Here is a 22,553-nt window from a genome sequence, read left to right on the forward strand (position 1 = left end):
TCTAGTATATCTTTTCTCAAATTGAGATACCTCACTAATAATACTGAAGGGAGATGGGGAGTGGGGGAGATGGGGAGATGGGGAGAGGTTTATAGTCGCATTGATGAACCACATCTTCACAAGCAAAATGTTGTAGGGACGTTCCATGGAATGTCCTACAGTGGTGGTAGTGGTGCGTTGAAATGGTAAAGTTCTAATGATTTTTGTCACCGTATAGTCTAGTGGGAGCATCTTGCTCCCGTTCTAATGATTTTTGTCTCCACCTACTATTACTATCAGAACTTACAGTAGTTTCGGAGTTATTGAGGTACAAAATTTTAGGACTTTAGGCAACAGGCAACAGAGAATTAATAAACTGTACCTCACTATCCTAAAAAGTGCTGTAATATCATCAGGACTTAGGCATTGACAATAGATATAGGGTTTTGGTGTGTTATATCATGTCCGCATAAGAGAGCGATCAAAAAACTTTTTCCTCTCCCTTCTTCCCTCCTGATATAATGTCCGCTGGTATCGTTTGTGTAAAACTAAGGGTGAATATCTACAGGAAATTTACGTTTTTTCAGCTTTTAAGCCTTCTTCCCTCTTCCCTCTTCCTTCTTCCTTACTTCACTATACAATACCGATGCTACCGGACATGATATGACTCCTGACTCCTCCTACTTACTAACTAAATTCCAGAAATAACCATCAGGGGCGACAAAAGAAAAACTTTGTTCGCCAAACTCGTTATCAACAATATCTGTTACTTCCGTTGCTGCTGAATTTTTAACTCGGTCAAAATAATATTTTATATTCTCTACCCGATAAGTATACAAAGACATTCCTAAACAACCTGGCCGCGAATATTCAAAACAGCTTTCCAACTTCATTGCTTCAGGAAATCGAATAATATACATTCTGCCAGAGCGTGCCTCCTGCCAATTTATTGAGGACCGTGGATCGTCAAAAGTTGTAACTATAAACTTTTCCCCCGGTTGCAAATCAAAAATTTGCCTGCCTGCTTCTGAACTTTCATAAGTAGTTTCTGAGTCATCCCGCGATCGCAACAAACCTAACACATCCTCGTAAAACATCAATGTTTCTTTGCTATCATCTTGCACCACCATACCCGCATGGGTAAATTGACTGGTTTTGAGAGTAGAGTGATGATTAATTTTGCCATATTCGGGAACTGTATAATTGAAACGTTGAAACAATACCTGACGTGTTAATGGTTGCAGTAACATCATTTCCCGCACTCCCACTACCGGATCGATAAACGGGCGACCTTTCTCCATTTTGAAAATCATTTCCCACTGAGGAAAAGTATATTTAATTGGCAAACCTGCTAACTGAGCATCCTCAGCATGGTTAAGAATATTCAAAACATCTGCAGTTAAGGTCGTACCCCAACGGTTGCCCAAAACTTTCATTGATGTCATTTCTAAACCTTCATTAGTGGGGTTTTCCCAAGCCATGAGGCGAATTATACCATGATCTATATTTTGGTGTTCGAGTCGAATTGAGCGCAGATTAGAATTTACTCCATATAAATTTTTCACTATGGGAGCAGTTAATTCTCCTGTTTGCCCGATGCGATAGCCAAATTGTTGCCAATATTGAATCATTGATAAGGTTTCAGTTATACCTATACAAACTTCGTAAATGCCTTTGATAGTAGGATTTTTCTTCATCATTTTTACCGCTATTTTTCAAGTAGAGACCTTCTATAAAAGAAAGTCTGTTTTTATTCAGAACTTACGCAAAACAGTGATATCTAGTAGGGGCGAACGGCATTTGTCCTCTACAAATAGCGTGTTATCTAAGAATTTGCCTAAGTCCAGTTATTAATATAACAATCCTATTTGATTCATGTACAAAATCTCATTATATTTAGATGATATCTGAAATTTGCCCCCCTAACCCCCCAATTTTGGGGGGAACAATAGTCAATTTGCTTGCTCTAGTCCCCCAATTTTGAGGACTGAAATTTGCCCCCCTAGCCCCCCAATTTTGGAGACTGAAATTTGCCCCCCTAACCCCCAACTTTGGGGGGAACAAGAGTCAATTTGCTTGCTCTAGTCCCCCAATTTTGAGGACTGAAATTTGCCCCCCTAGCCCCCAAATTTTGGAGGGAACAAGAGTCAATTTGCTTCTCAAAGTCCCCCAGAATTGGGGGATTTAGGGGGCTTGGATGTTGCATACAACGTCCCTACTAAAAAGGTAACAAGAGTCAATTTGCTTGCTCTAGTCCCCCAGAATTGGGGGATTTAGGGGGCTTAGATGTTGCATACAACATCCCTACTAAAAACTGATAACTGATAACTGATAACTGATAACTGAATTTACTCTCCCTGACACACCCACGCTCCCCAAAAATACGGATGAGCTAATGGTTGAATGTCAATTTTTAGATTATTTCCTAACTTTAATTCGGCTAAAATATCGCTACCTAATTGGCTTTTTTGTAACTCTCCAACGGTGATATTAATGATATATTGCTGTGCTTTTTTCAATGCTTCCGCACGACTAATACCTGCTTTTAAATAATCTAAAAATTGCTCCATTAATAACATAGTTGCTAATGTTGGTACGCTCCACAAACTCATTATTAATGTTTTACTGCCAGCGACGGCAAATGCACGACGCAACCCGAAAACTCCTTCTCCCGTTTGCACGTCTCCTAACCCGCTTTGACAGGCAATTAAAATCGTGAGGTCTGTTGACCAGAGGTCAATACCCGCAATATCTTGAGCAAATACCATTGTTGGGAAATCTGGGGGTAATTGGCCGCCTGAAAACCAGGTGTTGGCTCCAGTAAAAGCGATCGCCGAACGCATCATCGGGTTTTCGACTTTTGCTTGGTGGCGGTTTAGTTTGAAGGTTTCAAATTCGATGTTATTAACTGGGGGTTTTACTGGAGTGGCGGTTATCTGTTGTTTCACCAAAGCATATATCGCTCCCAACCATTCTCTGATTTCATTATCAAAATCTTCCACGTTTCGCCACACTTCAATATATTCCAGAAACTCTTCATCAACGAAACCATAATTTTTTGCTAATATCTCTGCTTCTTTTTCCTGGGAGCATTTCAGCAACTCTCTCAACAAACGCCAATATTCTTCGTTTCTCTGGGAGTAATAACCGTGAGTAGCAACGATGAGCAGTTTGGGAGATTTACAATTGAGTAGGCGATCGCCTGTTGCTTCATTTTGCAAGAAAGGTTTAACTCCTAACTGTTGTCCAATAGTAAGAGCAAAATCAGCGGTTGCTTTCACTCGTTCAAATTTTACACTGGCAAGAGTTCCGAACATTTGGCTAACATTCAGACTAGAAACAGCCATATTTGACTCTGGTTGTGCAATACCTGGATCGCCCTGAGACCAATCAAAATTAGGATCGGCGATAATTAATGGTTCGTTTGCTTTACCCTTTGTTTTGATGCGACGGCGCAATAACTCTCGCCCGACGCTGACATAACTAATGTTGTACTCATCTTGCAATGTTGTCTCATCATCCTCTGGCAATATCTGAAATGGCACCAAGTTTAAATCCCCATCGGGAGCTATTACTAAATGACTGCAACCTGCCAATTTATCCCGCAATTTATCAAAAACTGCCTCTCGTAGTTGCTTACCTGGTTGGGAGTCGTAGACATAATGTTTTGCGGGTGTTTTGGTAGAGTTGCGATTCCACATCATCTTTTGTGGTAATGGTAACTCTATTACTGAGTTTCGGTAAGTAGAAATTAGGCGATCAATATTTTTTGCCTCTCCTAAATCAATCATTTCCACCTCAGAAGGTTTTCCCGCAGTTAAAACAAACGCTAGATACCGCGCCTCCTGCACACTATCATTCTGAAAATCAACGACTCGAAATCGCACGAGTTCCAACAACTTCGCCCCCTCTGGTAACTCTGAAGCTACTGCCCGTCTATCGCCCATTTGTTGCTGTATGGCAATTTCTGGCACTTCTCGCGTTAACTGTCTTTCTAACTCATTACATTCTTTTTGCAGTTGAGCTAAATGTTGTTTGTGAGCTTCCAGTTTTTCTGGTGGGGGTACTTGATAGGTAAATGCTAAAAGTTGGTTGCACTTTTGTCGCCACTGTGGGAAAATCTCTTGGAGTTGGGGATAACGCTCGCTGAATACTGCTTGGTTTTGAGCAGCAAGAGCAGCTGCAGTTAGAGCTTTCCTTTTGAGGACGAGATTTAATGCTGCTTGTTTTGCTGCTTGGGAGTGGGAGAAATATTTGTAAACAAAGGAGAGGAAATACTCAAGACTAGGTCTGACTTCTTGCTGGATATGGGCAAGGCGATCGCCTTCGGAACTAGAAGCAAAGATAACCTGGATAGTTTTATCTTGGATTTTGCTGGCTTTGAGCATCAGTTTGAATGCTTCTTTAGGGCGATCGGTTTTTTCTAGTAACAAAGCTAGGTTGTTGAGGTAGGTGGCACATTCTGGATGATTAGCAGGTAGGGATATTTTGGCGATTTCTATGGCTTGTTGGTACAATGGCTCCGCTTCCGAGTATCTCCCTTGAGATTTATATAATCCTGCCAGGTTATTGAGATCGATAGCAAGGGATGGATGATTGGCAGGTAGGGCGATTTTGTCGATTTCTATAGCTTTTTTGAACAAAGGTTCTGCTTCCGAGTATCTTCCTTGAGAATGATATAATTCTGCCAAGTTGTTCAGGTTGCTGGCAAAATAAGGACGATTGGCAGGCAGGCAGATTTTGTTGAGGATTTGTATAGCTTGTTTGAACAAAGGTTCCGCTTCCGAGTATCTCCCTTGAGAACGATATAATTTTGCTAGGTTGTTCAGGTTGTTGCCAAGATAAGGATGATTAGCAGGCATGGCTATTTTGTAGATTTCTATAGCTTGTTGGAACAATGGTTCTGCATCTGAGTATCTCCCTTGAGACTCATATAGTAAAGCCAGGTTGTTGAGATCGGTGGCAAGGAATGGATGATTGGCTGGTAGGGCTATTTTGTAGATTTCTATAGCTTGTTGGTACAATGGCTCCGCTTCTGAGTATCTCCCTTGAGAACGATATAATTCTGCTAGGTTGATGAGGTGAGTGGCAAGGGATGGATGATTGGCTGGTAGGGCAATTTTGTCGATTTCTATAGCTTGTTGGTACAATGACTCCGCTTCTGAGTATCTCACTTGAGAACGATATAATTCTGCTAGGTTGTTCAGGCTTTTGCCAACATCAGGATGATTGGCTGGTAGGGTAATTTTGAAGATTTCTATAGCTTCTTGTAACAAAGGTTCTGCTTCCGAGTATCTCTCTTGAGATTTATATAATCCTGCTAGGTTATTGAGGTCTCTGGCAAGGGATGGATGATTGGCTGGTAGGGCAATTTTGTCGATTTCTATAGCTTCTTGTAACAAAGGTTCCGCTTCCGAGTATCTCCCTTGAGATTTATATAATTCTGCTAGGTTATTGAGGTCTCTAGCAAGGGATGGATGATTGGCTGGTAGGGCAATTTTGTCGATTTCTATAGCTTCTTGTAACAAAGGTTCCGCTTCCGAGTATCTCCCTTGAGAACTATATAATTCTGCCAGGTTACTGAGGTAGGTTGCGAAGGATGGATGATTGGCAGGCAGAGCAATTTTACCAATTTCTATAGCTTCTTGTAACAAAGGTTCCGCTTCCGAGTATCTCCCTTGAGATTTATATAATCCTGCTAGGTTATTGATATCTCTAGCAAAGTCTGTATGATTAGCAGGTAAGGCAATCTTGTCGATTTCTATGGCTTGTTGGTACAATGGCTCCGCTTCCGAGTATCTCCCTTGAGAACTATATAATTCTGCTAGGTTATTGAGGGAAGTTGCTATCTTGGCATGGCTTTCTCCCCAGAGTGCTAGTGCTAATGCTGCCACTTGTTTCGCAACGGGTATTGCTTCATTGTATTTACCTGCGTTGTAGAGTTCAATCACCTGGTCATTTAGCTGTTTACACTCCTCCATCATTTCTCCTAATAGTTCAGCAAAGCTTTGCAACCATTCTGCATTACTGTCCCTATATTCTGCCATTTTAGCTGCCACCAATTTCATTACTTTCACAAAAGCATCGTCTAATAACTGAGAATTAGCGTGTAAAGTTGCATGCACCTCGCCATTAGGGCAAGTTAGTAGTTGGCAAATTAAATTTAGATAAGCTTCTGCGAGTTGTTCTTCGTTCATATTAGTTTCTCCTTATTTACATAATTGTATTATGTTTGATTAAACATTAACTGGCAGCGGGTATTGTTCATCCGCATATAAACGTGCCATAGCTCAAGCTTCCTCATTTTCTTGAATAGCGCGTTTGATTTCCTCCGTATTAGCTTCAGCATAAATCCAAGCATTTTCTAAATCGGAAATACGCAGACTAGGATAACACTTGAGCAGTTCAGCATCGCTTACTTGCAAATTTCGATAATTCACTAATACCCACACAGGAATGCGAGTACCGACAATACAAGCATCACCACCACAAACACCGGGAGTCTTTTCAATACCAGACCAACTGCTAACTAAACTTTCCTTGTTATCCTGAATAGCATCTGCTTCTACCAAAATCACCTTAAGTTTTTTTCCTTCTAATTCTGGACTGAGTTGTTCGCTAAATATCAGATTGCCATTTTGACAAGTTGCTTGTAGAATTTTGTACATATTAATTTGCTCCTTTTATTGGAAAAGTATTATGAGAAGTGGCACAACAAAATAGTTACAAAATGTTATTGTTGTTGGGTTTATCCTACGGATAAGCTCCGCTAACGTTCCCTCAACCCAACCTACAGTTACTTAACTTCTACTAACATAAGCTTAATTTGGTATAATACCCATCTAAGGCAATTTTTTCCCTCAATTCCTTTTTCGGGAAATAGAGGCGATCGTTTTTTAAATGGAGTAAAACAATGACCAATAAAGAAAAAATTTACGCAGAAATAGAGAGTATTTCAGAAGAATATTTCGAGGAACTCTACTGGTTAATTAAAAAGTTTGCAGAGGCAAAACCGATTAAAAAAAAATCTACATTTATGTCTAAATTGAAAAGTATACAAATAGACGGTCCAGAAGATTTTGCTGCTAATTTAGATTTGTATCTAAACGGAGAGAAAAGTGTCGAATAAAACATTTGTAGATACCTCATTTGTAATAGCTTTAATCAATAAGCGAGACCAATACCACCAACAAGCTAGGGAATTAGCCGATCGCTTTGATGGCTATCCTTTATTAAGTACCGATGCCATTTTGCTAGAAATTGGTAATGCTCTGGCACGAAATTATAAAGATAAAGCGATTGAAATAATCGAACACTTTTTGAGTTCCCAAGAAATAGAAATTGTTCGGTTAACTCCTCAATTATTTGACAAAGGATTTACTTTGTACAAAAGTTACCAAGATCAATCTTGGGGATTAGTAGATTGTATTTCTTTTGTAGTTATGCGTGAGGCAAATATTACCCAAGCTTTAACCTGCGATCGCCATTTCAGACAAGCTGGTTTTCAGACTTTAATGAGTTGATTTTATAGATTTTACAGATTTTTTATGTAATAGATAAAAAAGTTTAAATCAGTTGAGGTTTAAAACTTCAAAGTTCAGGTTTTAAACCTTTCAGTAGCAACAATAAATCCGTACATCCGTGGCCAAATCAGTGTCTAGCTCCCATTGTCAGAAATCACAATAAACTCTGCTAGTGCGTTACGCTTCGCTTAAACACACCCTACATCTACGCTACTTTATAATTCATATACCACAAGGTACAGTCTGACTCGCACTCAAAATATACCAAAAATTCCTGTAAATGCTTTCCCTGTAACTGCAAAGGTTCTTGATCTGGTTTCGGCAACCAATCTAACTTTGGACGTTCAGGAGCGATCGCCACTATTATCTCCTCAACCCCAGGTTGAAGACTCAGTTCAAAAAATTCTATAGGTGCTCCCTCCATTGGTAACAATACTTTACTCGCCTTTTTAAAATTAGGATAAGGTGCAAAAAGCGATGATGGAGACAAACAGAAAAATTCGCCAGTAGTACCTTTTTCTAATAGAGTTAAATATCCTGGACGTTCCAACTGTACCTCAAATTTAATCTCAGTGCCCGGAGGTATAGTATTACGATAATTAGAATCAGGTGTATACATATTCATGTCGCTAACCTTTGGGATAACAGGACCCATTTTATTAGTTGAAACAGCCCGAAATCTTAACTCTTCCCAGAGGCCAGAAATTGTTAATAACTGTAGTCTTTGTAAAAGTCCTTCCAACTTTTGTTTTTCCTTCAACCACTCTGGATACTTAACTTCAACTAACCATTTTCTAACAAACTGCCACTTGTTTTTCCCATTAAATTGATAGCCATCGTTTTCCATCTCTTTAGTGAGGGATGAGTAGATGTTGTTATTCCAGCAATCTTTCAGTAATTGCACAACATTTTTTGTTTTTTTAGCATTTTCTATCAGTTGTGGCTTCAAATCCTCCGCCAGTTGTTCCCAAGTTTGCACATTTGTATTGTAGAGACGTTCAAAAAAAGCTAGTTCCGTATTACCAGAAAAGCAAAACTTAACTGCCATAGCCCTGAGAAATTCTTTTTCATTATCTTTATAGTCTGAACTGACCATAATTTTAATTTTCCCTAAATTTTTAGTACAGTTATACCCTAGCAAATTATTTAATATCAATGCCATGGAAATAGATATTTAAAACAGTTTTTTCTACTTATTTCTACATTTTTCTACTTCTACATTATTCGACTTTTTTCACTTCTCAGTGAGTGCTAATTTTGTTAGATTAAAAATGTCAAATTTGAACTGAATAATTTAACAAGATAAAATGTATAAATCGAAGAAAAAATTATTAATCTCAGTTCTTGCTGGAGGTGTTTTCAGCATCCTATCAATTAGCACTAATCAAAATACCAAAAAAATTAGTCAAGCTATTGAAAGTGGAGTAACTATGACATCTAGTATATCTGTTTTACTAATCAGCTTAAAAGATACCGACGAATAATTAAATAGGGACGTTTATAATAATTAATAATTAATAATTGTTGAACGTATAGTGATCGAAGTCTTTAGCTGACATTATAGCAACTGCCAAGGGGGTTAGAACAATGAGTGCGAGCATCTTGCTCGCGTCATAAATCATCATAATTACCTGATGTCCTAACTATAGTGGCGACTGCTATAATTCTTTTTGTAGAATGGATAAATAAATATATAAATCAAAGAAAAAGTGGGAGCATCTTGCTCCCTAACTATTCTTGCCTTAACAGATACAACGGATGCCATCTTGGTGAGGTACACCCACGCGAGCAAGATGCTCGCACTGGGAACATTCAATTATTAATATCTGTACTTCATATACTTGGAATCTGCTGTATTACTACATTCTAAGAAATCATTTGTCCACTTACAACAAATAGCTGTTTTTCTCTACCATTTCGTAGAATGTTAAATTGCAATTTTTGACCTACACCACCAGCTTCAACTTTTCTCTGTAATTGTTCTGCATTAACAATTGATTGATTGTCAATTTCTACAATGACATCTCCTCTCCGAATGCCTGCTTTTTCTGCCGCAGTACCAGACAATACTTTCGTTACTAAAACTCCATTTACCTCTGGCAAAATTAAAATAGAATTGGGGTCAGCATTATTTTCTTTGGCAATTTCTGGTGTTAGAGAAATCATCTGAATACCAACAGAAGGATAGGGTAGTTGTTCTCCACGAGCTAGTATATATTTGATTTCTTTTAAATCTGTAACTTCATCTGTTCCTTTTACTTCCCCAATAAACTGTCTAACATCATTCAAACTCACAGTTACTGTGTCAACTTTATCTACTACATGAGCAGAAGAAATCATTTGTCCACTTACAACAAATAACTGTTTTTCTCTACCATTTCTCAGAATTTTGAACTGTAATTTTTGACCTACACCACCAGCTTCAACTTTCCTCTGTAATTGTTCTGCACTAACTATTGGTTGATTGTCAATTTCTAGAATTACATCTCCTCTGCGAATGCCTGCTTTTTCTGCCGCAGTACCAGACAATACTTTTGTCACTAAAACTCCATTTACCTCTGGCAAAATTAAAAAAGAATTGGGGTCAGTATTATTTTCTTTGGCAATTTCTGGAGTTAAAGTAATCATCTGAATACCAACAAAAGGATGAGGTACTTGTTCTCCACGAGCTAATACATCTTTAATTTCTTTCGCTTTATTGATGGGAATAGCAAAACCAATACCCATAGCATCAGCTCTAATTGCAGTATTAATCCCAATTACTTCACCTATTCCATTTAACAAAGGGCCCCCAGAATTTCCAGGATTAATCGCTGCATCTGTTTGAATAAAATCTAATCTTTTATCAGGAATTCCTACTGCTGAACTAGGACGTTTTAAGGTACTAATAATTCCTAAAGTAACAGTGTTATTAAATCCCAAAGGATTTCCTACTGCTATTGCCCAATCTCCTACCTGTACTGAGTCAGAATCACCTAAAGTTGCTACTGGTAAAGTTTCACCTTTTGTCTCAACTTTAACTACTGCTAAATCTGTAACTTCATCTGTTCCTTTTACCTCTCCAATAAACTGTCTCCCATCATTTAAACTCACAGTAACTTTGTCAGCTTGATCTACTACATGAGCATTGGTTAAAATTATGCCTTTCGAGTCAACAATAAAACCAGAACCTTGACCTTTTAACAATTCTTGTGAAGGAGGTTCTATTGGTAACTCACTACCAAAAAAACGTTCAAAAAAAGGGTCTTCAAAAAAAGAATTGGTTGGGCGAGTAATTAATCTTTCTGTGTCAATTCTCACCACAGCTGAACCAACTTTATTGACTGCCTCTGTCACAAAACTATTACTACTTCTAGTATTTAGATTTTCTGGTGAAGTTTGCAATGCTAATAACTGAGGATTTGATAATCCTTGGAATAGTCTTGAAGCTGCCATTGCTGGAAGGGTAGGCAGACAAGTAACTATTAAAGTAAAAACAACAAGAATGGCCAATAATTGAGAAGCTATTTTGGTAGTTATTTGAGAAAATTTCTGCAATTTCATAGCATTAAAGTTTGATTGACTAACTGAGTGGGATTAGTGTTATAATAATCCTAATCCTAACTATATTATACTAAAAATCCATGGTGTTATCTCAGGAACAACAAAAAGAACAGCTACCTCATAATCAAGCCAAAGCAGAGTCAAATTCGGAACATAACCACAACTGTTCTGCTCATCCTCATGTTCATAGTGAAGAATCCCTACAACGTCTTGTGAATAGATTATCAAGAATTGAAGGGCACGTTAGAGGAATTAAAACTATGATCAAAGATAGTCGTCCTTGTCCTGATGTCTTAGTACAAATAGCTGCTGTTCGTGGTGCTTTAGACCGAGTAGCTCGTATGGTTTTAGATAACCATTTATCTGATTGTATTGCCCGGGCAACTCAAGATGGAGATATTGATGTTGAGATGGCAGCTTTAAAGTCAGCTTTAGATAGATTTTTACCTTAATTGAAGAAGGAGTCAGGAGTCAGGAGTCAGGAGTCAGGAGAGAAAATTTCTTATCGATTCGCTCCCCCAAACAATTTTAAGCACCCCCGTTGACGGTGGGGTATTAAACCTATAAGGAAAATGATAATTTTTTACCTTTATCCACTAAAATTAAATCAATGGTTTGACTAGAAAATTCAGTTATCGATTAGCTGCAAAATCAACAGTAAATTTCATCATATTCCATCAAATAATTTGACTTTTTAGCAAAGCAAGAAAAAGATTTCATTAAACAACTTATGTTAAAAAAAATAGCTTTGTGGTTACTTTGGATTGGTTTTAGCATTTACGCATTTATGCTAGCACCTCCTGACCAACCAGATACTTTTGAATTAATTCAAAAATTGTCAACAGGTCAATGGGAAAATATCAATCCGTTGATTGTATCTCTATTTAATATTATGGGAATATGGCCATTGATTTACAGTTGTTTAATGTTCTTTGATGGCAGAGGACAAAAAACACCAGCTTGGTTATTTTCAACATTATCATTTGGAGTCGGAGCATTTGCTATTTTACCCTATCTAGGATGGCGTCAACCTAATCCAAATTTTTCAGGAAAAAAGAACTTATTTTTAAATATTTTAGATTCTCGAATTTTAGGAATTTCTTTAACATTAGCTACAATTTTATTACTAATATACGGTTTAACAAATGGCGACTGGGAAGATTTTATTCAACAGTGGCAAAGTAGTAGATTTATTCATGTAATGAGTCTAGATTTTTGTCTATTGTGTCTATTATTTCCCACTTTATTAGGAGATGATATGAGCAGGCGAGGAATGAAAAAATATCCGTGGTATTGGATAGCATTAGTTCCACTTTTAGGTCCATTAATTTATTTGTCTGTACGTTCACCTCTATTAGCAGCAGATGCCTCTACAATATCAAATCAACAAGAAGCTACATTCAACAATTAATAATTAATAATTAATAATTAATAATTAATAATTAATAATGGGTTTGCTGATTAAATCTAAAAACATTGAAATATAGGCGAACGGCCGTTTGCTTCGCATAACTATCGTTAACGCCCCTACAATATTGACTATTTTCCCCTAATCTTGAATTATACCAATGCTACCGGATTTGATATCAATCCAGAATAAAAGCTGCTTCATAAAACCGATATAAAACGTCATAACAATTGACATTTTAATGTTTACTTCCTGCTTCTACTGAGGCCGTCGGCGGTTACTCATCCACAGGCATTGACGGGTCTTGCCCGACCGCATTTCTTGAGTGCGTAATTCTGAGGAGACCTCAGAATTACGCACTCGCTCTCTCAAATTAATACTGGCGTTTAAATCTCAATAAGATTGACAACCCACATTCTGGGCAATCATAAGTTCTCATATCCAAGGGCATATCTTGGACATGACCACAGTTAGAGCAAGTTTTTGATGACGGAAAAAATCTATCAACTACCACTAGCCCAGAACCATACCATTCGCACTTATATTCTAGCTCTCCTACTCCCTCACTCCCCCACTCCCCCACTCCCTCACTCCCCTACTCGCATTCCCGTTTTGTCATATCATGTCTATACCGAAACATATCCTCTAGTCGAGAATCTACCCACCAACCTAAAAAAGATTCCGCTAACCAATCTCCAGGCAAAGAAAAAGCGATCGCATCAGTTAACCTCGTCTTACCATCTTCTTCACTAAACTGATGACGATGAGTCCAACTAGCCATTGGCCCTTCTTTCTGTTCATCAGTAAACAGACGATATTTTTCACACTCTGTATGTACGGCCACCCACTTCACAGGAATTGGACCGAGCCAAATCTGAAATTCTGATATGGCCCCTATTTCCAGTCCACCTTGACGACGGATGATTTGGACTGGTTGCCAAGGCGGTGTCAGAATTTGCAGAATATCGGAACGTTCGTGAAATTCCCAAACAACTTCAACTGGTGCATTGATTAACGTTGAATACCGAAAGTGCAACATTCTTAATCCTCAAGAGTTATCACAATTATTGTTTTCTGAACTATTTTTATTCCAAACTTTACTAAATCTTTAAAATTTAAGTGTATTTGACTATAAAATTATGAAGATTTGGTAAAGTTGGCCCTGAGAGTACAGCAATATTACTGATTTTATTCCATAATAATATTCAAGAACCATATTCAAGGTATATGATTCTTGATTAGAGAGTTTAAGTAATTTTTAGAGATGGGAGACAAGGGAAAATATATACAGATTCCACTAAGGGTGAGGTACACCCATCGCGGGCAAGATGCCCGCACTTGCATTAATTCAATTGTTAATCTCTGTACTTCTTATGCGAGGAATCTACTGTATGAGCGTGTTTTTTTATACTGCCGATCGCGATCATGTATATCAGTAATTATCCAATAGCGTAGCTCCCCCGGAGTTAGCACATAATATTAGTCAAAAACTCAGGTTAGAACTGTATTCCAAAATATGTATTCTATGAAAAGCTATCTAGCGATCACTACTGTATTGTCTACTTTGGGTATTCTTGCTGCTCCTAATGCTTTGGCAGCATTCTTCAACTTAGACAATATTAATGGATATATTGTAGAAACAGGAATAATTAGTGAAATAAATGAAACTGGACTTTAGTCAAAAGTCATGCATCGAGTGCGTAATTTGTCGGTCTCCGTTGCTTCCGCAAAGACTATGCCAACAGTTGGGTAAGACGAACTCAAGACAGTCATGTATTCAAAAGTTGACTTCTCATAAGTTTCGGCCTTCAACAATATCCTAACATAATTGCGTAATGCTATATAGCAGTCGAAGGAGAGGTTAAGGAGATATCAAAAGCTTAAAGCTCAGACAACGCCAGATTTTTCCTTCTTCCTTCTCTCATAGATAACTAAAGTAAAGCCTTCTTCCTTCTGCTTATCAGTACAGCACTTGATAGTCACTGATTTTACCCATTATTGGTATTACTGTAAGAGCTACTTCTCTGTAAGGCGATTACCAAATTGCTATTTTAACTGTCCCTGAAGTTACAGCTCTACTTGGCTTTTTGGTGGTTAGTACTCTAGTCTCAGACTAGAAGTAGAAGCTAATGTCAAAAACTAATCAAAAATACTTAATCTGACACAACAACATCTCTAAAGTTAGATGAGTTTTTTATTTCAAGAAATTTTACTTTCTGCAAATTAGTCTATTAATTAAGTATGGATTGTACTTTTTTATACAAGTTGTTTTGCTAATTAAAATTCAATTTTATATATTTTTAATAATCCACAACCTACTAATTCAATTTACGGGTTTACGGAAAAATATTGTATAGAAAAACAATGTATAGTTAGCAACATAGCAATTTGAGTAAAGTCGAACATGACCAGTAGAAAGTTAGAGATATTGCAGACTTGGAATTGATATAGAATTATATACTTTTGACAAATTTATCTTATAAAGATTTGGTAAAGCAAATTTAAAATAATTGCTAGTTTTATGAAGATGGAATAAAGATATTCAGTTAAGTATAGCTATAAAAGCCTTATTAATTTATGATGTTGTTTAAGTTAAGTGATTAAACTTTCAAGTAAAAAATCTTCATGGGAGCAAAAAAATGTCTCAAAAAAGACTAACATAAATGGCTGATTTATTATGAAATTGAACGTAATTACTTATTTGATTCTTGATTAATTAAGTAGTGAAACGAAAATGTAGATGACCCCTAATAAATTACAAAACAAATGACTATGATTTTACCTCAATCTATAAATCTGAAAATCAAACCATCCCCAGCCTCAGTACAAGTACTGATGCCACGTGTAAAACCATTAAATCCTACTGCTGCTTCTTACTACGATCTGACTAACTTAGGAACACTTGGAGGTGGTATAAGTGTAGCTAAAGATATTAACGATTCTGCTCAAATAGTCGGTTATTCAATTAACGATATAGGTCAAAAACAAGCCTTTGTATGGAACCTTAAAGAAGGTATGCAAGATATTGGTACTATTGGCAATGATTCTAGCTGTGCCTATAGTATTAATGACTATGGCCAAGTAGTCGGCTATTCTGTATCTGATTGTGGTCAACGGAGAGCTTTTATTTGGGATAAGATAAAAGGCATACATTGCCTTGATGCCAAAAGTAATAATTTGAGTGAGGCTTATGGTATTAATAATTCTGGTCAAGTAGTAGGTTTTTCTGTCACCAATAATGGTCAAAGAAAAGCTTTTATTTGGGATGAGACAAAAGGCATACAAAATCTTAGTATTTCTGATGATATAGAAAGTAGTGCCTACGCAATTAACTATTCTGGTCAAGTAGTAGGGTATTCTGTCTCTTCAGATTTAATCGTAAAAACTTTTATATGGAATGGTGACAAAGATATCCAAGAATTACCAGGTTTTTTAGGTTCAGATCTTAATATGTCTGGTCAGGTTATTGGTTTTTATTCTGTACCTCAACACAATAACCGAGCTTTTTTGTGGAATAACACTGAAGAATTTCAAGACCTTGGTACTATTTCTAATAATGCCAACTTACAATTTTTTGACAGTGAAGCTCATAGTATTAATGATTCTGGTGTAATAGTTGGTTCTTCTGACAAGCTAATAAATACGGAGCAAGAAGAATTTGCTCAAAGAGCTTTTATTTGGGATAGTGTTAATAAGATGCAAGACCTAAATGATTTGATCGATCCGTCCTCCGGTTGGGTTCTGACAGAAGCGCGCTCTATTAATAGTCATGGGCAAATTGTGGGATGGGGAACTAAAGGTCAAAGTTGTTGTGCTTTTCTTTTGACACCTATTTCCTAATAGAGATAATAGATAATACAATTAAATATTTATAGGTAGTGATTGTCCTAGATAATTCATTCTCAAACTTTAATACATATCGCTTTGCTTCTAAAAATAGGGGCAAAGCTACAAGGTCATAGCTTGTTTTTACTAGGATAAAATAAGCTATAGTTTTGATTGAGTAATTGCAAACAAAAAGTAATTTCATTAGATTTAAAATGAAGGGGATTTTCCTAGAAGATTTGGTTAATTTTCAGGTATAAGATAAGGCTCTAGAATTGCTTTAGTTTTTTCTTTTTTGCCATTGCTGATAACCTCTACTTTGATTTTTTTTCTAATTTTGCTTGATTTGATTTTTTCTTTGACTTCTGTTGCATCTTTACGCCTACTTTTACTTTGAATATTATAATTTTTATCTAGATGTTCTAAACGTGACTGGTAAGCACTATGAAAATATTGAAAATCTAGCTCATTCTTTCCTAATGAACAAACCAAAACCAAAAGATTAACATCATCATGCTGATTATCTTGATAAAAATTAGTTAGTGACTTTTGCCATTTTTCCTTGGAATTAGATTCTATTAAAGTTTTTAGCAAAAGTTTTTCAAACTCCCAAGGAGCAGGTAAATACTGAAAACATCCACCAGTACAAGCCAAAACAAACCTTTCTTATGAAAACTCAAATTTGCTGATAACTATAATTTTATCTTGATCCATCAGTCTTTACCCATGAAACTAGATATGTTTTTTCCTTGTTGTTAGATACTTCTAAGTTAAAAAATATGTGGTAGTAATATTAAGTTACTACAATCTTAGTTATTACTGTAACAAACAGAAACTTATTAGATACTATTAACAATTGCTGCTATAATTTCTTCATTTTCAAATTCTTCAAGACCTTCTCCAGCTTTTGAGGGATAATGAATAGTCTGCTTCCAAGAACTTGCAAATGACTTCTAACTTCTAATTTATGACTTCTGACTTCTGACTTCTGACTTCCCCTATTGCCTCTGCTAAATGTTTCTTTAAAGTTGTTATTGGTAGAGGACCTTGAATATGATTCCAAGGCAAAATTTGCTCTAACTTCCAATCATTAAAAACATAAAAATCCAACTCTGGTAACTCCCCACGCAACTCTTTAAAAGCTCTCTTATAACTTCCCAAAGAATCCCCATAATTTCTTACCAATTCTAATAATTTAGATAACCTTCTATCTCCCCTAGAAATTAACCCTTGTATCATCGACCATTTATAACTTTCTGGGCGAAAATCTATCCCTTTTGACCGTAGTTGTTTCTCCAAAAACTTCAGTCTTTTTTCTGATTGAGAATTAACTCCAAACCATTGAAAAGGAGTGTGAGATTTCGGTACAAAAGTGCTACATCCCAAACTTAATCTTAAACCAGGAGTAGCTTTTTTCAAAGCCAACATCATTTCTATAGTAGCATCCAAATCTTCTACTTCTTCTCCCGGCAACCCCACCATTCCATAAAATTTAATTGCTTTTAAACCACCAGCTTTAGCATTAACAGCAGCTGCAATAATTTCCTCATTTTCCAACTTTTTATTTATAACTTTTCGCAGGCGATCGCTCCCACTTTCTACAGCAATAGTAATTGATTTTGTATCTCTATTACTTAAAATTTTTGCTAATTTTTCCGTCACCGTATTTGTTCTTACCGATGCAATACTCAACCGAATATCATCATATTTTGGCTGATTCAAATAATCCAATAAACTATCAAATTCAGGATGTTGAGTTACCGAAGCTCCCAATAAACCCAAACGTTTTGTAACAGTTAATCCCTTTTCAATAGCAGGAATTAGAGACCCTTCTAAACTAGCACTTCTAAATGGTAAAGTCAGATAACTTGCCAAACAAAAACGACACATTTCCGGGCAACTTCTCACCACTTCTACCATAAAAATATTTTCCCAAGCTGCCTTTTCAGTCACGACAGTAGAAGCAGATAAAGTATTACCCCGATAAGTTTGTTTTTGCACCACAGTAGAAATATCTTTATCTATAGGTTCAATAGATTTAATAGCACCATCAACACTTTCATAAGTTACTTCATAAAGACTAGGAATATAAACCCCAGGTACTTGAGATAAATGTTTTAATTGTACCTGTTTTTCAGCACCCCTAATTTCTTTATAAGCTTCAATAAAATCCCCTAATAAATTCTCTCCATCTCCCAATAAAATTACATCAAAAAAATCAGCAAAAGGTTCAGGGTTTGCCGTTAAAACAGGTCCCCCACCAAATACTATTGGATAATTTGTTGCCCAACGATTTTTAGCTCTAATAGGAATTTCTAAAGACTCCAGAATATTGAAAATATTCACATAATCAAGTTCCCAAGAAATAGAAAAACCAAATAATTCTACTTCTGGTGGAAGAGGTTCATTAATATCAGTAAATAAACGACTAACTTGTAGATCGGAACGCATTGCTAAAGTTGCCCAAACAATCTGATAACCAAGGCTAGTTATTCCTACAGTATATTCATTAGGAAAAGCAAAAATAATCGGAATAGCATTAGATTCAGGTATTGCTGGAGTGAAGAGTAAACGTTCAGTATTAAATATATTAGTAGACATACTTAAACAGTTATCAGTTATTAGTTATCAGTTATCAGTTATAAATCAAATTTAAGGACTAACAGTACCGATAGTACCAATAGTACCAAATAAATACTAAGATTATCTTTACTTTCCTCCGATATTTTCTCTTTTCCTCCTGAATCCTAACTCCTCACAAAAGTTATTTATAAGTCTTCAACCGAACATGATATTATCAGTTCTTATACTAAGAGTAAAAAGGAATATTATGAATAATAAAGGTAGTAGGGGCAAATGACTATTCACCCTTGAAAGCAGATTTTTCTTTGACAAAAAAGATAATTTCCGACCTAAAAAATGGTATTCAAGCTATTCACTCTGACTTCTAATAAATAGCCGAGTACAGGATGCCAGAAATAACTAACCAATTATACCATTTTTCAAAAGTTTTGCTACATTTCCTTGGGAGTAGGGAGTAGGCTTTAAAGACATAATATATTTTGGATTAATGCCGATAATCCTTACAAACATTACTGAATTATTATGATTATTACTTAATAAATGAAGTCCCATTGGAAGTATATTATTTTTGGTAATTTGTATTACAAAATCCTAAAACAATTACAAATCAATACTTTTTCTGAGAAGTATAGCAATCAGGAATCAGATGTGATAATTGAGGTATTCCTTTGAAGTATAGAAGATAGAACTTATCTTATTCTTATGTATTCGTTTTTTTTCTTCTTCCCTATTCCCTATTCCCTATTCCCTATTCCCTATTCCCTATTCATTAAAACAAAAGTCTCCAAGATATCAGAACTAAAATCATATTGCTATATATCGAGTTATTTATACTTTAATTTAAACCACAAAATCGGGGAAGCTAAAGTCAGTGTAGCAACGTTAGTAAAAATAACAGGTAAATCTTTAACCAGAATGCCATAAATTATCCAGATCAATACACCAGAACAAAAAATAGCAAACATTTCTAGAGAAATATCTTTTGTGGAGCGAGTGCGCCAAGTTTTGATAACTTGAGGTAAAAATGAAATAGTTGTTAAACTGCCTGCTAGTAGTCCTAAAGCTGTGACTAAGTTCATAATAAATATCAATAATTAATTGCGATTACTAAATCATAATTTTATAGAATTTTGGAAATAATTGTTTGATATTAAATCCGGTTAATTACACATAGAATTCGATTCTATAATATCTGTTGAAATTCTATAATTACTTCAATATTAGACATCTCTACCGAAAGAGGGAGTAGGGACATTGTATCCCACATTCCGAACTTCAATTTGTAACATTAAAATCAGTATAAAAATAGGGAAGTAATTGATAATTTATGTACAATAATTGATTGAATTTTTTATTATTGGAGATGTCTATTTAATCTTCCCTATTCCCCTATTCCCCTACTCTCAACTATATAATAAGTGTTTAACCTGATTTAATATTACTAAGAAACACTCAAAATTTATGAGAGTAATTCTTTCCTTCGTTAGATAGGTTGCTAAGAGATTACCCTTGCATAAAAATATCTATCATTTTATACCCATTATAACCACTAATTAAGGCATTACGGAGAGGCGGGATGAATATAAGTGGCATCCTGCTTGCCCAAAAATATTAAGAACGGCCAAGATGCCCATCCCACTTACACAAAACTATTAAAATCATCTACTTTCTATTAATTAATTAAACCGCCTAAGCTGATATTGATTAATGCTATAGATATTTTTTAGCCCAAGCATATTTCCTTTTATCTTTTTTCAGTAGATATTCTATAATTTCTTTTCGCTTATTCTTGTTGCTAGTCTCTTTAACTAATCGCTTAATTTCTTGATAAATATCTTTTGTATCAGCTCCTCTTTTTCGTGCCTCTTCAAACCAATAATCTCCATATTTATATTCTCCTAGACCAAAACAAATAGCCCCCAATAAAGTACAAGGATGATGACTTTTAGAATCTATTTCATGCGCTTGTAAAGCAAGATTTTTTGCTTCATTTAATTGTCTAACATCTCTAAAAGCAGCACCTCTAGTTACAAGTATTCTAGACTTAAGGTCATTATCCTTTAATTTCTCTAAATTGACTTTACTTTTACTTGTAATTTCTAATGCTTTTAATGATAGATTTGCTTTACGCCAGTAACTACTAATTTTAGGGATTAGCCATTTATCTTTAGTTCTTTTAAATTCTTCCTCAAAAAAATCAGCCTCAATCTGATAATAAGTAGTTGTAATCTTACTACCAGGAGTTAGCAAATTCTCAGTTGTTAACTGAGTAACCATTAATTTGTCTAATCGCTCTCCTTTATCTAACTTACTAAGAATATTGTAGAAAGGATCGAATTTTAATTCCCCGACTGTAGCTACATATTTATCTTGGAGTCTTATCCAATCTTTTTCCAAATATTTTTCTTCAGCTACTTTAATAATTTCAGTCAAACCATGTAACTTTAACCAATCAATATCTACCTCTGTTAGTCCCTCAACTTGCTCTACTTTTTGGAGAATTTTATACAAATTACTATCAGGTGATGAATCTTCAAATTCAGTCACTTTGTACTTTTTCTTGAGTATTGCAAATTTTCTTTTTCGTTTTTGTTTTTCCCGACCGGAATAAATTTCTAGAGTTTCCAAGAAACCATTATTTGACAACCAATTACATTCTTTCGTACTTAACAAATTTGCTGAGTAAATTTTTTTCAGAATAGGAAACAATGGTGTATCCGGGAAAAAATCTCGATATTTAGTAGCATGGTATTTAATTTTTAACTCGGCAAACTCTTGGATTTGATTAGCGGTCGCTAAAGTTTCATTAAGATTATAATATTTAAGTAATTTAATTTCTGAATTAGTTAATTTATTTTCAGTATCAAGTTTAAAAAGTAGTTCATGTAAAAAACTATATTCCACATTTTTTGGTACTTTATATTTTTCTTTGAGATATAAAAACTCATTTTCTAATCTTTTAACTTCCTCATTATTTTGTTTTTGTTTCTTTGCAATGGAAAACGTCTCGGTTAGTTGATTTTCTTCTAACCAATCTAATTCTGATCGATCGAGAATAGTTTCCTTTTCTAGTTTTTCTAATATTGAAAATAATGGACTAGAGATAGATCGATCGGGATATTTAGTAGCTTGATACTTATCTTTTAGTTCTGCAAACTTACCTTCAACCTCTTTTTGTTTTTCTTTCTCCTGCTTCAAATAAATTTTTAGAGTTTCCAATAAACCATGATTCGATAACCAATTATATTCTTGCTTACTTAATGTCTCTGCTGAGTCAATTTTTTTCAGAATATCAAACAATTTATCCGGGAAAAAATCTTGATATTTAGTAGCATGGTATTTAATTTTTAACTCTGCAAATTCTTTGATTTGATTAGCGATCGCTAAAGTTTCCTGAAGATTACAATCTTTCAGTAATTTAATTTCTGAATTAGTTAATTTATTTTTAGTATCAAGCTTAAGAAGTAGTTTATGCAAAAAACTATATTCCACATTTTTAGGTACTTGATATTTTGCTTTGAGAGCTAATAACTCATCTTCTAATCTTTTAACCTCATTTTCCTCATTTTCCTTATTTTGTTTTTGTTTCTGTGCAATAAAAAACGCCTCAGTTAGTTGGTTTTCTTGTAACAAATCTAATTCTGATTATCAAGAATAATTTCTGTTTCTAGTTTTTCCAATATTGAAAATAA

19 protein-coding genes and 1 pseudogene are annotated in these 22,553 nt (G+C 35.4%); 8 read left to right on the forward strand and 12 right to left on the reverse strand.

The genetic code is table 11. The features are described from left to right. Window positions 1-21 precede the first annotated feature (21 nt). A complete protein-coding gene (locus tag F6K15_RS00120; RefSeq protein WP_293055520.1) occupies window positions 22-189 on the forward strand; it encodes a hypothetical protein in 168 nt (55 codons plus the stop codon). A 470-nt stretch (window positions 190-659) separates the two neighbouring features. Here F6K15_RS00120 and F6K15_RS00125 read toward each other — a convergent pair whose 3' ends face one another. The 3 genes from F6K15_RS00125 to F6K15_RS00135 form a co-directional block, all read right to left on the reverse strand. After that, window positions 660-1,679, reverse strand: coding sequence for a VOC family protein (locus F6K15_RS00125; protein ID WP_293055523.1), 1,020 nt, complete (start codon window positions 1,677-1,679; stop codon window positions 660-662). A gap of 648 nt (window positions 1,680-2,327) precedes the next feature. Beyond that, a complete protein-coding gene (locus tag F6K15_RS00130) occupies window positions 2,328-6,176 on the reverse strand; it encodes a CHAT domain-containing tetratricopeptide repeat protein (RefSeq protein ID WP_293055526.1) in 3,849 nt (1,282 codons plus the stop codon). Between the two features lie 93 nt (window positions 6,177-6,269). Continuing rightward, complete coding sequence (locus tag F6K15_RS00135; RefSeq protein ID WP_293055529.1) at window positions 6,270-6,647, reverse strand: DUF433 domain-containing protein; 378 nt, start codon at window positions 6,645-6,647, stop codon at window positions 6,270-6,272. Window positions 6,648-6,892: 245 nt separating this feature from the next. Here F6K15_RS00135 and F6K15_RS00140 point away from each other — a divergent pair, with 245 nt between their 5' ends. Further along, complete coding sequence (locus tag F6K15_RS00140) at window positions 6,893-7,108, forward strand: hypothetical protein (protein WP_293055532.1); 216 nt, start codon at window positions 6,893-6,895, stop codon at window positions 7,106-7,108. Further along, window positions 7,098-7,502, forward strand: a complete 405-nt coding sequence (locus tag F6K15_RS00145; protein WP_293055535.1) for a type II toxin-antitoxin system VapC family toxin — start codon at window positions 7,098-7,100, stop codon at window positions 7,500-7,502. Before F6K15_RS00140 ends, F6K15_RS00145 begins: the two co-directional genes overlap by 11 nt. Window positions 7,503-7,707: 205 nt before the next feature. Here F6K15_RS00145 and F6K15_RS00150 read toward each other — a convergent pair whose 3' ends face one another. Continuing rightward, window positions 7,708-8,598 carry a DUF4384 domain-containing protein gene (locus tag F6K15_RS00150; protein ID WP_293055538.1) on the reverse strand — a complete coding sequence of 297 codons (891 nt, stop codon included), beginning with the start codon at window positions 8,596-8,598 and terminating at the stop codon, window positions 7,708-7,710. Window positions 8,599-8,809: 211 nt separating this feature from the next. Here F6K15_RS00150 and F6K15_RS00155 point away from each other — a divergent pair, with 211 nt between their 5' ends. Beyond that, the gene (locus F6K15_RS00155) at window positions 8,810-8,986 is read left to right on the forward strand and encodes a hypothetical protein (protein ID WP_293055541.1); all 177 of its coding nucleotides are present in this window, start codon (window positions 8,810-8,812) and stop codon (window positions 8,984-8,986) included. Between the two features lie 382 nt (window positions 8,987-9,368). On the opposite strand, the gene F6K15_RS00160 is transcribed toward F6K15_RS00155, so the two are convergent. Continuing rightward, entirely contained in the window at window positions 9,369-9,842 is a 474-nt protein-coding gene (locus tag F6K15_RS00160; RefSeq protein ID WP_293056129.1) for a PDZ domain-containing protein, read from the reverse strand. Further along, a pseudogene (locus F6K15_RS00165) lies at window positions 9,840-11,045 on the reverse strand (HhoA/HhoB/HtrA family serine endopeptidase); the annotation flags it as partial. The gene F6K15_RS00160 and the pseudogene F6K15_RS00165, both read right to left, overlap by 3 nt. A gap of 80 nt (window positions 11,046-11,125) precedes the next feature. Here F6K15_RS00165 and F6K15_RS00170 point away from each other — a divergent pair. Both F6K15_RS00170 and F6K15_RS00175 read left to right on the forward strand, forming a co-directional pair. Next, window positions 11,126-11,497 (forward strand): metal-sensitive transcriptional regulator, encoded by a 372-nt coding sequence (locus F6K15_RS00170; RefSeq protein WP_293055544.1) that lies wholly within the window; start codon window positions 11,126-11,128, stop codon window positions 11,495-11,497. 278 nt (window positions 11,498-11,775) lie between these two features. Then, a complete protein-coding gene (locus F6K15_RS00175) occupies window positions 11,776-12,456 on the forward strand; it encodes a DUF2834 domain-containing protein (RefSeq protein ID WP_293055546.1) in 681 nt (226 codons plus the stop codon). A 370-nt stretch (window positions 12,457-12,826) separates the two neighbouring features. Here the strand turns inward: F6K15_RS00175 and F6K15_RS00180 are convergent, their stop codons facing one another. Together F6K15_RS00180 and F6K15_RS00185 are read right to left on the reverse strand one after the other, a co-directional pair. After that, on the reverse strand, window positions 12,827-13,036 hold the full coding sequence (locus F6K15_RS00180) for a zinc ribbon domain-containing protein (RefSeq protein WP_363267002.1): 210 nt from the start codon (window positions 13,034-13,036) through the stop codon (window positions 12,827-12,829). A 12-nt stretch (window positions 13,037-13,048) separates the two neighbouring features. Beyond that, the gene (locus F6K15_RS00185; RefSeq protein WP_293055549.1) at window positions 13,049-13,492 is read right to left on the reverse strand and encodes an SRPBCC family protein; all 444 of its coding nucleotides are present in this window, start codon (window positions 13,490-13,492) and stop codon (window positions 13,049-13,051) included. A 486-nt stretch (window positions 13,493-13,978) separates the two neighbouring features. Here F6K15_RS00185 and F6K15_RS00190 point away from each other — a divergent pair, with 486 nt between their 5' ends. Together F6K15_RS00190 and F6K15_RS00195 are read left to right on the forward strand one after the other, a co-directional pair. Continuing rightward, the gene (locus F6K15_RS00190; RefSeq protein ID WP_293055552.1) at window positions 13,979-14,131 is read left to right on the forward strand and encodes a hypothetical protein; all 153 of its coding nucleotides are present in this window, start codon (window positions 13,979-13,981) and stop codon (window positions 14,129-14,131) included. Between the two features lie 1,088 nt (window positions 14,132-15,219). Next, on the forward strand, window positions 15,220-16,293 hold the full coding sequence (locus tag F6K15_RS00195; protein ID WP_293055554.1) for a DUF3466 family protein: 1,074 nt from the start codon (window positions 15,220-15,222) through the stop codon (window positions 16,291-16,293). Between the two features lie 228 nt (window positions 16,294-16,521). On the opposite strand, the gene F6K15_RS00200 is transcribed toward F6K15_RS00195, so the two are convergent. From F6K15_RS00200 to F6K15_RS00215, 4 genes are all read right to left on the reverse strand, one after another. After that, entirely contained in the window at window positions 16,522-16,932 is a 411-nt protein-coding gene (locus tag F6K15_RS00200; RefSeq protein ID WP_293055557.1) for a hypothetical protein, read from the reverse strand. Between the two features lie 306 nt (window positions 16,933-17,238). Then, entirely contained in the window at window positions 17,239-18,879 is a 1,641-nt protein-coding gene (locus tag F6K15_RS00205; RefSeq protein WP_293055560.1) for a radical SAM protein, read from the reverse strand. Window positions 18,880-19,685: 806 nt separating this feature from the next. Beyond that, window positions 19,686-19,940, reverse strand: coding sequence for a SemiSWEET transporter (locus F6K15_RS00210; protein WP_293055562.1), 255 nt, complete (start codon window positions 19,938-19,940; stop codon window positions 19,686-19,688). A gap of 631 nt (window positions 19,941-20,571) precedes the next feature. Next, window positions 20,572-22,494, reverse strand: coding sequence for a hypothetical protein (locus tag F6K15_RS00215; protein WP_293055565.1), 1,923 nt, complete (start codon window positions 22,492-22,494; stop codon window positions 20,572-20,574). Between the last annotated feature and the right edge of the window lie 59 nt (window positions 22,495-22,553).

The sequence above is a fragment of the Okeania sp. SIO2B3 genome (assembly GCF_010672525.1).
GTDB lineage: Bacteria > Cyanobacteriota > Cyanobacteriia > Cyanobacteriales > Microcoleaceae > Okeania.

What these genes read in the sequence shown, in the direction of transcription:
- F6K15_RS00135 (WP_293055529.1), bottom strand. Translation starts at nt 6,647, where the DNA reads ATGTACAAAATTCTACAAGCAACTTGTCAAAATGGCAATCTGATATTT.
- F6K15_RS00190 (WP_293055552.1), top strand. Translation starts at nt 13,979, where the DNA reads ATGAAAAGCTATCTAGCGATCACTACTGTATTGTCTACTTTGGGTATT.
- F6K15_RS00140 (WP_293055532.1), top strand. Translation starts at nt 6,893, where the DNA reads ATGACCAATAAAGAAAAAATTTACGCAGAAATAGAGAGTATTTCAGAA.
- F6K15_RS00160 (WP_293056129.1), bottom strand. Translation starts at nt 9,842, where the DNA reads ATGATTTCTTCTGCTCATGTAGTAGATAAAGTTGACACAGTAACTGTG.
- F6K15_RS00155 (WP_293055541.1), top strand. Translation starts at nt 8,810, where the DNA reads ATGTATAAATCGAAGAAAAAATTATTAATCTCAGTTCTTGCTGGAGGT.
- F6K15_RS00170 (WP_293055544.1), top strand. Translation starts at nt 11,126, where the DNA reads ATGGTGTTATCTCAGGAACAACAAAAAGAACAGCTACCTCATAATCAA.
- F6K15_RS00210 (WP_293055562.1), bottom strand. Translation starts at nt 19,940, where the DNA reads ATGAACTTAGTCACAGCTTTAGGACTACTAGCAGGCAGTTTAACAACT.
- F6K15_RS00185 (WP_293055549.1), bottom strand. Translation starts at nt 13,492, where the DNA reads ATGTTGCACTTTCGGTATTCAACGTTAATCAATGCACCAGTTGAAGTT.
- F6K15_RS00195 (WP_293055554.1), top strand. Translation starts at nt 15,220, where the DNA reads ATGACTATGATTTTACCTCAATCTATAAATCTGAAAATCAAACCATCC.
- F6K15_RS00150 (WP_293055538.1), bottom strand. Translation starts at nt 8,598, where the DNA reads ATGGTCAGTTCAGACTATAAAGATAATGAAAAAGAATTTCTCAGGGCT.
- F6K15_RS00205 (WP_293055560.1), bottom strand. Translation starts at nt 18,879, where the DNA reads ATGTCTACTAATATATTTAATACTGAACGTTTACTCTTCACTCCAGCA.
- F6K15_RS00175 (WP_293055546.1), top strand. Translation starts at nt 11,776, where the DNA reads ATGTTAAAAAAAATAGCTTTGTGGTTACTTTGGATTGGTTTTAGCATT.
- F6K15_RS00130 (WP_293055526.1), bottom strand. Translation starts at nt 6,176, where the DNA reads ATGAACGAAGAACAACTCGCAGAAGCTTATCTAAATTTAATTTGCCAA.
- F6K15_RS00125 (WP_293055523.1), bottom strand. Translation starts at nt 1,679, where the DNA reads ATGATGAAGAAAAATCCTACTATCAAAGGCATTTACGAAGTTTGTATA.